This window comes from Natronorubrum bangense (assembly GCF_004799645.1).
Lineage (GTDB): Archaea > Halobacteriota > Halobacteria > Halobacteriales > Natrialbaceae > Natronorubrum > Natronorubrum bangense.
In genome coordinates this window covers 2,657,229-2,670,165 of sequence record NZ_CP031305.1, presented here as the reverse complement: position 1 = coordinate 2,670,165, position 12,937 = coordinate 2,657,229, and the positions used below count along the sequence as shown (strand labels likewise).

The window sequence follows — 12,937 nt, the reverse complement described above, 5'->3', positions numbered from 1 at the left end:
ATCTAAGTGTGCACCGGCCCACCAGTCGAACGTACATGTCACGTACAGTCAAAATCCTGGTTGCCCTGTTCGTTATCGCTGTCCTCTGGAAAGTCGTCTCCGGCGGCTCTTCCGACGTCGATATCGAAGAGATCGAGTACGAACCAGTCGAATAACGTCTCGTCGGCCACGATCCGTGGCACGACAGTTCTGACCGCGTGGCCGGGTCCGTTCGCAACCGACTGCCGGCCACCGAGACAGACACGTTTTGGAGCAATCTCCGATAGTTCTATCCCGTTTTCGTAGTCGCTCGTGATCTGTGCGACCGACACCGGACACAGTAGCGCCTCGACAGTAATCCAGACGTACGTGTGGCCGTCGTGCGATGCGGTGTACAGCGAGTGTCGGTCGCATCGATAGCACCCGTCACGATTCCGAACGGCTTACGGCGGTGCCACCGTAGTGTAGCCTATGTACGGTGTCGTCACGCGCAACGCTGAAGAAGTCCGGTGGCCGGAGTTCGACCGCGGGTTCTACGAAGTCAAAGACGTGACCGGCCGGTCTACCGAACCGATCGAAGACGGCGTGAACATGGTGTCCTGTTTCGGCGACAACGCTGCCGCGGACGCTGATCCGTCGCTCGTCGCCGTCGACGATTTCGGCCGCCCGGCCACGCGGGACCGGAAATACTTCGACTGGGCCTACATCTGCCCGAGCCGTGCAGATTATCGTGAGGGTCTGTTCGAGATTATCGACGACTGCGTCGAGGCCAACGAGGACGTTCGACTCGACGACATCGGGTTCCCACGACCGGAGTACTGTCGGTGTGGCGTCTGTGAGGAGTCGTTCAAGGCCAGCGAGTACGAGGACCGCTTCGAGTGGCGCGCCAGCGTCATCACCGAGTTCGTCGAGGAAGCCGCCGACCGCATCCCCGGCCGCGTCTACATGACGCTCTACCCCGACCCTTATCCCGGCCATCTCTATGAGCGCGCCGGCATCGACCTCGAGGCCGTCGAAGAACACGTCGACGAGTTCGTCGTGCCGCTGTACGATATGGCCTACGAGACGACCTACTGGCTCGAGACGATCGCGAAGGGATTCGAAAGCGCACTCGAGACGCCGTTTAATATCGAGTTGTACGCGATAAACATCGATATCGACAACCTGGTCCACGCCGCTGAGGTCGCCGAAGCCTACGGGAACGACGTGTTCTTTGGCTATGAGGCGAGCAACGCACGGGGAGCACTACGGCGCATGCGGGCCGACGAACGAGATGGTGTAACACACGGCGATCCTGATACAGACGCTTGAGACGCCGCGCAGTGGCTGTTCTAAGAACTGGTTACTCCAGTTGGTGTTCGATGGAGAGTCGATTGCCACCGATAGGAGCCACTGACTGTCAGTTCCCACCCGATCGCACGACAGCTGTGCGATCGGTGTGCAAACCATTTCAGTTGTTACTCTAGAAACACGCTGATCGGTCGGTCGGAGACAAGCGCACGCAAGCAGCGTTGTGCTGGCCGTTGCTTCTCGAAGCCGATTGAATGTGTGTTGTTGTTTCAGACGTTGGGTGTGGCCTTCCAAACGGAACTGACAGGGGTCTTTATACCACTCTTTGCCCCCGTGCGTGACGAACGAGGATCAGTCCATCCTCGAGTGAGTTGAATGACAGACCACCAGCAATCACAGCAAGCGCCGACCGCAGAAATTCAACAGACGAAGATGAATCAGGGCCAGGAAGCGATCGAGCAGGCGATGGAGCTGCAGCGAAACATGGCACAGATGACCCTGAGTGCGATGCAATGGCAGGAGACGGCCCAAAAGCAGGGGTTCGAAATGACGAGGTCGATGCTACAGGGCATGGTGGGCCAGCAACTCACACAGTCGATGATAGAGCGCTATCTGGAGGGCCTCGAGACCGTCATGCTGGAGATGGAACAGGCCCTCGAGAAGGGACTACGCGCAACATCGCAACCGCAGTCGACACGACAGGGTGGCCAGTCGGGATCGCAGATGCAGTCGGTTGGCGGCCAGCAGATGACGAGTCAACAGCCCCGTAAGCAGCTGGATGACCAACGGATGCGAGACCAGCAACAGCCGGCCCAGCAGATGAGCGACCAGACCCAACAGCGGCCACTGCCCGCACAGACCGGCGAGTGGGTCACACAGGCAGACTCATACGGCGGAGAGCCGTCCGGTTCACCTCCTCAGCAACGGCCTCGACAAACGGCGACGGAGAGACAGTCTGGGCCCCAGCCCCAGCATCCTCGGTCGGAGTATGGTCTACAGCGTGAACAAGCTGGCCACGAGACACAGCAAGGTCGGCGGCCGCCCCGACAGGGGGAACGACCTCCACGACAGCACCAGCAGAGAATCGATCAGCCACCGAGTGGACGACAGCAGGAACAGCGAAACCGGGGTCGAGAGTTCAGTCAACCACCTCAGCGGCGACAGTCTGAACAGCCACGTTCCGACCGAATCCGTTCACAGGACGGGTCCACACAGCGGATCGACAGCGAACGCAACGGCCGTCATCAGTATCGACAGCAGCAGTCAATGAGACGGGAACAAGGTGGCCGCAGCGAATCCACTGGTCCTCGACGCTCCACGGAAATCAAACAGTCCGGCGGCTCCGAACGGGGTGCTGACCACGACGCCGAACAGGACGAGATGCCACGAGAAGACAAGGACGTCTCGTCCGAGTATGACCGTCAACCGTCCGATAACGAGTTCGACGACGAGAACTGTTCAGCGTAACGGGATCTCTACTTTCGAAAACAGACTGTCGATCGATACGGAACGTCTGTGACTAGCGAGACGCCTTGGCGTCTCGAACCATTTGACCCTGATTCGGCTTACAGAGAACACGCCTCAGGAGCCGTGTACTCGAGTTCCGTGTCGGTTCACCGGGTATCGTCGCCGACCAGATCGTCATCGTCGTCGCCGATCAGGTCGTCATCGTCGTCAGTGAGACCCTCATCATCGTCACCAATCAGGTCGTCATCATCGTCGGTGAATCCCTCATCATCGTCACCAATCAGGTCGTCATCATCGTCGGTGAATCCCTCGTCATCGTCACCGATCAGGTCGTCATCATCGTCGGTGAATCCCTCGTCATCGTCACCGATCAGGTCGTCATCATCGTCGGTGAGTCCCTCATCATCGTCGCCGATCAGGTCGTCATCGTCGTCGCCGATGAGATCGTCATCGTGCATATCTGTGTCGCGGTCCCTCTCCGTTCGAGTGTCTGATTCTCTCCCGGCGGAATCACCGGCGCTGATTGCACCACCGCCGCTTCCAGAGAGGTCGCTCTCGAGATGGATCTGATCATCCGTCACCTGCGCTACCGAACTCTCCTGAAGCGGATACGCGTCTTCGTCGGTACCGCCCCAGCCGAGTTTCGCCTTGATCGTGTCTGTCACTCCTGGATCCGGCTGGACGTGAGCCGTCCCGTGTTCGACGTCCGCGACGATGCCGACCTCCTCGCCGTTTGCGTTAACTACAGTCTTGCCGATGTCGTCGTCAGTGAACTCTGGAGACATTGCAGTATAGATAACGCCAAAGAAAAGGAAGATGGTGGTGCTTGCGGTGGCTTGCTTGCGGTTCGAGTGGTGACGCGTCCGTTCTCACATCCGCTCGTACGGACCGAACGATTACGTGTTGAACTCTGGATCTCGTCCCTCGAGGAAGGCGCTAACGCCCTCCTCGTGGTCGTCGGAGGTTCGAGCCTGTACCTGCAACAGGTTCTCGTAGTCGATGGCCTCCGACCAGTGGCGGCTCATGTTCTCGTGCATGGCCTGTTTCATCAGGCCAATGATCTCTGTCGGCCGCTTTCGCAGTTGGGCGACGGTTTCCTCGACCCGGTCGTCGAGTTCTGCGGCAGGGATCGCGTCGTTGACTAACTCGAGGTCGGCCGCCCGCTCGGCACCGAAGAACTCGCCGGTAAAGGCGAGTTGCTTTGCGGCGCGCAGGCCGATGATCTGTGGCAGCATGAACGTGCCGCCGGTGTCCGGGATCAGCCCAACGCGGACGAACGCACAGGAAAACGTCGCGTCCTCGGAAGCGTAGGCGATGTCCGCGAGGGCGACGATTGCCAACCCAGCGCCGATGGCGTCCCCGTTGACCTTCGCGACGATCGGAACGGGACACTCGAGCATCGCCTCGACGACGCGGCCGAACGTGTCGGTGATCGATTCATACGCCTCTCGTGTTGATTCAGGCGCCTGTGACAGCGCCTGCAGATCGCCGCCGGCGCTGAAGGCATCGCCCTCACCGGTGATAACGATCGCGTGATACTCCTCGACTGAGGCGTCTTCGATCGTCTCAGCCAGCGCGACGGCGGTGTCTTTCGTCAGCGCGTTGAGCGCCCCCGGTCGGTCGAATGCGATCTGACAGACTCCGTCTTCGATGTCGACGTTCACGACTGTCTGATTACTGTCAGCACACATAATGGTACTCGTTGGCTCCTGAGCGAGCAGCCGTTCGTCAGTGAAGCCATTCCAGCGGCTGATGTCGGGAGGGAAGGAACTATCATGAAAACATCGAGTGGGGGCGAAACTGAGGACGGTGCCTGAACCGTCACGAGCTGCCGTGTGATGGCCTCGATACGACTGGTGGCCAACAGCCGCGTTCGCCTCAGTCCGACGGCATCGGCGGCGCGACAGTTTCGTCTTCGGAGACGTTTAGTTCCGATGTGACGAGGGCGCGATAGGCCCGACGAAGCCGCTCCGAGAGGGCCTGATGGGAGATATCCAGTTCTTTGGAGAGCTCTTGCATCGATACTTCGCGCGGGATCTCGAAGTAGCCGTGGTCGATCGCTGCGACGAGCGTTTCGTACTGTCGAGGGGTGAGCCCACACTGCGAGTTGGTTTCTTCGGCCAGATCGAACAGCCGGACGACCGTTGGGGTGAGGCTGTCGTTGTCGAGCCGGTCGTAAAGTGAGCTGACGCTTTCACGATCAGCGAACCGGATGCTCAGCAACCACGTGTTGCTCGAGGCCGAGGCACTCAGTACGGTTCCACCCTCCTCGAGGACGACCTCGAAGAGATCGATGGTGTCGGGTTCGAACGCGATGTCGTACAACCACCGGTCGTTGTCGTCGTCGCTGTTGATCACTGAGTATGCGCCGATGGCACTCGCGTCGTCCATCGCGGTTTCGATCGTGTCTTGTGATGGCCCTGAGAGCCACAGTCCGTGCCCACTCGAGGCGATCACCCGCTCCATTTCACAGGTCAATGACGGGGCTGCTTCGAACAGTTCGCCAGTTCCGGTTCCATCGGCCGGAATCTCGATGTCTGCGATTGAGGTCATGAGTTCAAACAATGGTACAAGCGGGATCCACATAATCCCATTTCCAAAGAGATTAGCAACGACAGTAGCGAATGACACGGTTGCTGTCAATTTCACGGAGTCGTCGTCCGGGTCGATCATGCTCTCGTCCGGACGGCTTCCTCGAGTCGCTTGCCTCGACAGATGCCTGAGCGGACGGCTCGTTCGATGTCGACGGCCGTCTCGATAGCCACCGACGAGATGACGACGTAGACGAGAACACCGCTCCGAGAAGTGCTGAGACGGTAAGTCAGCTGGCTTCGACATCTGATGTTAGAGCGCGATCATGTCTTGGTCAGCCGAACCCGTCGGTCCGATCTGATTCGTGGTGGCTCACTCGAGGGTCGTCTGTGGCTCGAGTGTCCGGATCGTCTCCAAGAGCTCGTCGAGACTGTCCGTTCCGCGGCCGACGATCTCGCCGCCGACTGCAGCCGGATCGCGGTCACCGACGAGAATCGTCGGCAGTGGAGCTTTTGTGAAGCCCTCGACGACGACGAACGCATACCCCCGTCGCTCGAGTCGGGCGAGCGTGCTCGCAAGCGCCTGCAGTTCGTGGTCATCGGACTCGAGCAGCCGGTCACCGTCGGGTGCTGACGGTGGGTCCCGTTTTCCGTGCGTGCTGATATCGAAGATCAGCTCGGGAGTAATGCCGACGACGGTTTCAGCACCCGCCGTTCGGTGGCGATGGGTATCGGTTCCCGGCGTATCGATCTCGATATCATGGTGGATCGATTTGACCGTTGCGACGCGTCCGTACTCGGCGAGTTTCGGGACGAGTTGCTCGACGAGCGTGGTTTTTCCCGAATCGCTCGAGCCGGCGAGACAGACAACCCGGAGCGTCGATTCTCGATTCATTACGGTTGGCTTCACGCAGTGGATACAAGAGCTGTTCGACCAGGCTCAGCTCGGCCGCAGACGCGTTGGGTCAGTTGCGTTTCATGCTGTCGGACAGCACTATTCAACGCTCGACCGCGCGACCGGGCGGTCGATGCCGTAACGCAGCAGTCGCCCTCAGAACAGTTCGACGCGAATCCCATCGGCCTCGAGTTCCTTGGCGAAGGCTTCGGCGTCGGTTTCGATCGGCTCGAACGTATCGTAGTGTTCTGGCAACACGAGTTCAGGCTCGATGTGTCGAGCGAGGTCCGCGGCCTCGTGGCGATCCATCGTAAAGTGGCCGCCGATCGGTGGGACAAGGACGTCCGCGGTGATCGTCTCGTGGTGCTCGAGTGCGTCCGAGTCGGACGGGAAAAAGACGGTCGTCCCCGACAGTTCGAGGACGAGGCCGATCACTTCTCCCTCAGCATGGAACGGGTTCCCGTCGTCGTCGACATGGTCGCCCTCAGGATCGTTGTAGGCGGGCACTGTCTGCACGTCGATCCCGTCGACGGTCGTCTCGCCCTCGAGGGGCAGGTCGACGACGTCGAACGCGAGCTCGTCGGTGTCGACGGCCTCGTAGACTGCGACCGTAGCGTCCGGCCCCGCAACGGCCTCGATCCCGTCCGGATCGTAGTGATCGAAATCGTCGTGGGTAATAAAGACGACATCGCCGTCGCCCGGCTCGCCCTCGAGGACGTCACTCCACGGATCAACGTAGATGACGCGCCCGTCGTCGGTCTCGAGTCGCTTGCTTGCGTGGCCGAGTCGCTCGAACGTGATTCCCTCGTCGGTGACAGTCATACTCGCTCGAGACGTACGGTGTGGGCGGTCTTATAACTCGGCGACTCATTGTCCTCGAAGGAGGCTGAGTTGGATCGCTGCTGCCCGCGGGTTTGCGTATCGCAAAAGCAGGCCGGGCGCGATTATGAACTACGCCCAGAAATGCTCGCTGCGCTGCGCCTTTCTGGTCTAGTTCAAATCCCGCCGGTTCCGATGCTCGCCGCTCGCGGATTTGCTCGCGGCGAGAAGCGGGCCGGGCGCGATTTCACCCGGGCGCGGTGCTCGGGCGCGGGGGCCCGACACCGTGCCAGAGTACCTGCGGGACACAGTGGTGCCCCGCAATGGAACATCGCGTTTGATCACTGTCGTGCGCGAGGCAGAAGTCTAGTTGATGCTGACTACGGCGACCTTCCCCGTCGACGTTCACTTCACGCGCGCACCGAGTCGGCTATCGCTGGCATCTGGATTAGCAAATGACAAATCTCGAGCCACTTGATCCAGAAGAAGGTGTCGAAATGTATCACAACCACCGCGCGGATGAGCTCGCTAAATCGAGTCAGCGCGCACATCGGATGCGACTCTCACATTTCATCCGCTGGTGTAATGAACAGGAGATAGATAATATCAACGAGCTTACTGGAAGAAAACTCCACCAGTATCGCCTTTGGCGCAAGCGAGATGGCAATCTCAACAGGGTTAGTGTCCGAACGCAACTGAGCACGATCAAACAAGCTATCAAACTATGGGAGTCAATCGACGCTGTTGAGCCTGATCTCCACGAAAAGGTAGATATCCCTGAGCTCGATAAGGGCGAAAACGCTCGCTCCGTGATGATCGAGGCCAATCAAGCTGATGCTATCCTCGAGCACCTCGAGCGATTTGAGCATGCGAGCAGACGGCATGTTATCTTTCTCCTGTTGTGGCGCACGGCGATGCGCACTGGTACTCTCCGCTCCCTTGACGTCGACGATGTCGATCTGAAAGAAGGATATATCCGCGTCGTTCACCGCGCGGACTACGGTACCCCACTGAAAAACAAGTCTGGTGGGGAACGGTATGTTGCAATCTCAGATGAGACGTGCTATGTTCTTGAGGACTGGATCGAGCATCTCCACCCTGGCAAACGAGACGATCACGACCGGACACCTCTCGTCGCGACAAACTATGGCCGGATCAGTAAAAGCAACATCCGCAAACAGACATACTGGGTAACTGCACCCCAGTTTGTCAACGAGGAATGCTCGTGCTCCTCGTCACCACACGCGTACAACTCTATCCATGAGTGTGACGACGCGGTCAGCCCACACGCACTTCGTAGAGGGGCTATCACACATATGATCCGATCAGACGTACCAAAGGAGGTAGTGTCTGACCGCGCTGACGTGAGCTCAGATGTGCTTGACAAGCACTACAATGAGATGACGGAAAAAGAGAAGATGGAAAAGCGACGAGGGTATTTGAAGACGATTTAATCGAAGTACCCGTATCCAGCCTCACACATTTCCTCGAGAAGCAGTTTATCATCGTCGAATCCTGCTCGGAGCGCTGCTAAATAGAATTGAGGCTCTGTTGAAATCATCACACGGTGATAGATTTTAATAGTCCTACTAATTTGATTTATGCGGACACTCGCACAATCGGTTGAGTAATAGCTGGATTCATTGTGCCCATCAAAACCGGCGCATAACACCGGACGCTGTCGGGTAATTTCCAAGCGAGTAAATTAGAAGTGGACTCGCCGGGATGCATAATCGGCCTGCTCGAGGGCTGCGCGGGCCGATCGGTAGGGCCGTTTCCGCGTCGCGGAAGACGGCCAAAAACCCAGGGCCTCTAGGCCTGTCGATGACAACTTGGCCCTGCTTCCCCCCGAGTTCATCAAACTCCGCCAATCACCTGAGGCGATCACCATCTGCCGGACGCGAGCGGACGGATCCGGTATGACAAGGCTGCACGAAATCTCCCCCGAAACGGCCGTAGAAGAGTACCTATCATCACGCCACGACGTAGCACAGTCGACGCTAGACAATCATCGCTATAGGCTCGAATACTTCGTCGAGTGGGCCGAACAGGAATCAATCGAGTTTCTCACCGAACTCGACGGCTTCGACCTTCAGCGGTACAAGAACTGGAGGACAAATGGAGAGTCCGCACCTGACTGCAATCTCGTTACTATCGAACAACATCTCCACACACTCCGAGTGTTTCTCAGATGGGCTGAACAGGCTGATCTCGTGTCGGAGAGCACCGCCGACAAGGTTGTAATACCCAATGTGAGCTCACAGGATAAAGCTCGAGACATCGCTATCTCGCGTGAACGAGCCAAAGATGTAATCAACTACCTTTGTCGCTACGAGTGGGCCTCAACAGCACATATCATCTTCCACACGCTGTATCACTGTGGAATGCGACGGAGTGGGCTACGAGCGTTGGACGTCTCAGACTGGCATCCAAATGAGCGCTATCTCGACCTTCAGCATCGTCCTGAGCAGGGGACTCGTTTGAAGCTAGGAGAGCGAGGGGAACGTCAAGTTACGGTAAAAGACGAGCGACTTGTCGATGCGCTCAACGACTGGACCAAGAACCAGCGTCCAAGTGTTACAGACAATCACGGACGAGAACCGCTGATCGCCTCGAATCACGGGAGAATGCACTATCAGAGTGTGACGAAGATTTGTTACAAAGTTACACGTCCCTGTTGGATAAAAACCGAGTGCCCACACGATCGAGATCCAGAGGAATGCGAAGCGACGACGTACGGTGGTTACAGCAAGTGTCCTAGTTCTATATCGAGTCACCCAGTGAGACGGTCATCGATCACGCATCATCTCTCGAAGGACGTTCCGGCCGAGATTTGCTCTCAACGCATGTCTCTGTCAACGGAGACGTTGGATCTGCACTATGACGCACGAGATAAGGAACAACGCAGGCAAAATAGAGAGCAGTATCTCGAGCGACTCTAAACATATACTCAAATAATTCAGAATTCAGGCTTTCATACGGACTGCTGTAGTCATTTACCGCCGATCACCAGTGACGGGTCGGTGATCAGGGGTAAATCGTTACAGCAAACCGTATCAGGCGTTCTCAGATCCAGCTACGACTTATGCCAGTAGTATGCTGCGAGATTAGATACAAAAATGAATTGTTATTGATTCACTCTTATGCTTGTCTTGGTTCCATCCAAAGTCAACATGATCAATCTTAGCTGGGGAATCGAATTTGCTATCCACTACTAAGACGTCGATCAGCGCCAATTGAGCATTCTCACTCATGAAAATGAGACTCGAAGTCATCGACATAGTCTTCCCAGGCTCTGTTGAGACCCTCAGCAACTGGCAGGAATCGCGTGCTGAATACAGAGGTTCAGCACGGTTACCACGCTTGTTTCACTTTAAAACCGCTGACTCCTCTGCTTAGCAGACCTGTTTCTTGATAAAATCGACCATCTCTCTACAACTCTCTTTATCTGGATTACTTATTTTAATATGATATGTCCCATATCCGGTTCTGAGGGATATCTTCTTATTTATTATCCCTGTTTTGAGGTCGGCTCCTCGTAATTCGTCATAGGACAGTTTGTAATAGACGTCTCCAGTAACCTGCGAGCTTTTTAATATCACTCTGTCGCTAGTAATCGCAATCCGTTCAAGACCAGACATACTTGTGACTATTTCTGTATCTCCGCCTCTTTCGATTTCTATTGGACCGCCTTTACCGACGTATCGGATGCTCTCTCCGAGTTGAAGTTCATTTAGGAATGCTTTGATTTTACCACGGGGGACATAGTGTTCGGCCTGCGTTGCTGCCGATTGGTCCGCTTGTTCGGATGATTCCGCAGTAGCAGAACTCACATCTAACTCTAGACACTCTTCTGCATCACTTCGCGTGCCGAAAATGACCCACGTACTCTTCCATTCCTCAAACTTTCCTATTATATTCGGTGCATCAACAAGTGGAATGGGGATCTTCTTTTTTTCGATTACATACACCTCTCCTTCTACAACTTGTTGAACACTCCCATGTCCCACCATTTCTACGACGGACTCAAACGTAGAACCAGACATATTCTGACCATCAGGTACCGGAGTTGACCATAATGCAGTTTCCCCCAATAAATCAAATTCTAGAACTAACCTTTTATCCTCTGGATATGCCGAAATCACGTCACACCGGAGTATCTCGGCCTCTTCCCTTTCGTATCTCACACGACGTTTCGTGGCTGCTATGATCTCATCTGGTAGAGTGGACTCATTATTTAGATCGAGATTTTTCGGAGTGTCCAGCACATCTAATTTGACTTCTCGTTTGTCGCCGACGAAGATGTGTTCCATCTGTTTACTCTCGAACTGCACATTAACAGTTTCTCCTATGAGTAATCGAAGATCGTCACGAAGAGGTTGTCCAACTGCTTCAAAAATTCTGTAGAGATTTTTTAGCCCTTCTAGGTTTCTCTCAATATTGACTACTATTTTGCTTCCGTCTGTGAGTGAAAATTCTAAATATATGTTTTCATCGACACAAGCATCCGTGATCTTCGCTGAGAAATCTTCGTCAGACCCAAGTATCTTATACTCTTGATATGAGTTTTCAAGATCGGTGAGTGATTCATTTTTGCTCTCGTTATACTGTTCTTCTAGATCCTCTAGAGATTTATTTGACGTCATTTCTAATCTTGGTGTAATGGGGCGACGGCCAGCTAGTGCCTATTAATGAATTAGTGTAAAACAAGTATATGATTTTCCCGCTTCCTTTTGGTGTCATAGGAGGCAAATCGAAAATAAAACCAGTGAATGTATTGACCGACCTGCTGATCTCGTCCCCTCCACTCTCGTCCATGCGAGATACGCGCTGTATGTTCAACATGACTCTGCCAAAATCATAGATAGCTGATAGAATCTCCAGCGTTAGATTCGCAGCTGTAGTGAACGGACAGTTCAATCCAGATGGAGCGAAAGGAACGCCATGTGAATCGTTCTATAGCAGTCTCGTATCACAGAGCAACTCACGATTGTCCAGCCGAGTTGTCACTTTTCATTTTCACTCTGGTTGGCTATGTTGAATCACTAGACGGCGGCGGAATGGTTCGCTAAATCAAAGGAGTTGAAGCGGGAGAGTCGAGTTGTCCATGACCCAAATCTCCCGCTTCATTGGGGAAGTTGTGCCGGTCGCTCAAAGAGTCACTGGTGATGGAGACGAATCCGCCGCCACCTTCCGGGGCGGCGGATTCGCCGACTATGCCCTCGTTTCCCTACATTGTCTGCGGATTTACCTCGATGCGTCCTACCGAATGACGATTGACCTACTCAAGGAGATGCCACAAATAACCGGGGAGATCGGCCTCAGCGCGGCCGATCTCCCCTCACCATCCACGTTGTGTAAGGCGTTCGACCGAATCAGTATGAGCGTCTGTCGAGTGTTGCTGCGCCAGTCGGCGCAGCTACACGATCCATCCGAACACGCTGCTATCGACGCAACATTCTACGAACGTGATCGTGCGAGCCGCCACTATTGCCAACGAACGAATTACCGCGTTCAAACGCTCAAAGTCACAAAACTCGTCGATACAGCAACGCAAGCCGTTCTCGATCTCCACTGTTCGACGACGTTAGAAGGGAGCGACGCAGACCTCGCCGAGCAGATCGCCCGCCGAAATGCGGGCGATCTGCGGTCACTTGCCGCTGACAAAGGCTATGACAAGCAACAGCTCCGAGAACGACTACGTGAACTCGACATTCGCCCACTGATCAAACACCGGATCTTCGCTCCGTACGATCACGCACACAACGCCCGCATTGACGAAGATCGGTACGCTCAGCGGTCAATGACCGAAACCGTCAATTCATCCGTCAAGCGCTCGCTCGGCTACGCCGTGCGAGCACGTACCTGGTATCGAGAGTTTCGTGAAATTACCATGATGTGTGTCGTCTATAACATCAAGCAGGCCGTCAAACAATGAAATTCAACGCCGTATGGC

Annotated in this window: 11 protein-coding genes; 5 read left to right on the top strand and 6 right to left on the bottom strand. The window is 55.5% G+C overall.

All coding sequences use genetic code 11. The features are described 5' to 3' along the window. Positions 1-450 precede the first annotated feature (450 nt). A complete protein-coding gene (locus DV706_RS13265) occupies positions 451-1,290 on the top strand; it encodes a hypothetical protein (RefSeq protein ID WP_006065559.1) in 840 nt (279 codons plus the stop codon). 354 nt (positions 1,291-1,644) lie between these two features. Further along, a complete protein-coding gene (locus DV706_RS13260) occupies positions 1,645-2,736 on the top strand; it encodes a hypothetical protein (protein ID WP_006065558.1) in 1,092 nt (363 codons plus the stop codon). Between the two features lie 146 nt (positions 2,737-2,882). Here the strand turns inward: DV706_RS13260 and DV706_RS13255 are convergent, their stop codons facing one another. The 5 genes from DV706_RS13255 to DV706_RS13235 all read right to left on the bottom strand — a co-directional run bounded on the left by DV706_RS13255 (position 2,883) and on the right by DV706_RS13235 (position 6,984). Beyond that, positions 2,883-3,521 carry a hypothetical protein gene (locus tag DV706_RS13255; RefSeq protein WP_006065557.1) on the bottom strand — a complete coding sequence of 213 codons (639 nt, stop codon included), beginning with the start codon at positions 3,519-3,521 and terminating at the stop codon, positions 2,883-2,885. Between the two features lie 111 nt (positions 3,522-3,632). Beyond that, positions 3,633-4,400 (bottom strand): enoyl-CoA hydratase/isomerase family protein, encoded by a 768-nt coding sequence (locus DV706_RS13250; protein ID WP_049889736.1) that lies wholly within the window; start codon positions 4,398-4,400, stop codon positions 3,633-3,635. Positions 4,401-4,614: 214 nt separating this feature from the next. Continuing rightward, positions 4,615-5,289 carry a helix-turn-helix domain-containing protein gene (locus DV706_RS13245; RefSeq protein WP_049889735.1) on the bottom strand — a complete coding sequence of 225 codons (675 nt, stop codon included), beginning with the start codon at positions 5,287-5,289 and terminating at the stop codon, positions 4,615-4,617. A gap of 351 nt (positions 5,290-5,640) precedes the next feature. Next, positions 5,641-6,162, bottom strand: coding sequence for a molybdopterin-guanine dinucleotide biosynthesis protein B (locus DV706_RS13240; protein WP_006065554.1), 522 nt, complete (start codon positions 6,160-6,162; stop codon positions 5,641-5,643). 156 nt (positions 6,163-6,318) lie between these two features. Continuing rightward, positions 6,319-6,984, bottom strand: a complete 666-nt coding sequence (locus tag DV706_RS13235; RefSeq protein WP_006065553.1) for an MBL fold metallo-hydrolase — start codon at positions 6,982-6,984, stop codon at positions 6,319-6,321. A 452-nt stretch (positions 6,985-7,436) separates the two neighbouring features. On the opposite strand from DV706_RS13235, the gene DV706_RS13230 reads away from it, so the two are divergent. Together DV706_RS13230 and DV706_RS22495 are read left to right on the top strand one after the other, a co-directional pair. After that, a complete protein-coding gene (locus DV706_RS13230; protein ID WP_240756769.1) occupies positions 7,437-8,435 on the top strand; it encodes a tyrosine-type recombinase/integrase in 999 nt (332 codons plus the stop codon). 465 nt (positions 8,436-8,900) lie between these two features. Continuing rightward, positions 8,901-9,923, top strand: coding sequence for a tyrosine-type recombinase/integrase (locus DV706_RS22495; RefSeq protein ID WP_136350886.1), 1,023 nt, complete (start codon positions 8,901-8,903; stop codon positions 9,921-9,923). Between the two features lie 453 nt (positions 9,924-10,376). Here DV706_RS22495 and DV706_RS13220 read toward each other — a convergent pair whose 3' ends face one another. Beyond that, the gene (locus DV706_RS13220; RefSeq protein ID WP_006065550.1) at positions 10,377-11,627 is read right to left on the bottom strand and encodes a PH domain-containing protein; all 1,251 of its coding nucleotides are present in this window, start codon (positions 11,625-11,627) and stop codon (positions 10,377-10,379) included. A 461-nt stretch (positions 11,628-12,088) separates the two neighbouring features. Here DV706_RS13220 and DV706_RS13215 point away from each other — a divergent pair, with 461 nt between their 5' ends. After that, positions 12,089-12,919 carry an IS5 family transposase gene (locus tag DV706_RS13215; RefSeq protein ID WP_136350885.1) on the top strand — a complete coding sequence of 277 codons (831 nt, stop codon included), beginning with the start codon at positions 12,089-12,091 and terminating at the stop codon, positions 12,917-12,919. Positions 12,920-12,937 lie beyond the last annotated feature (18 nt).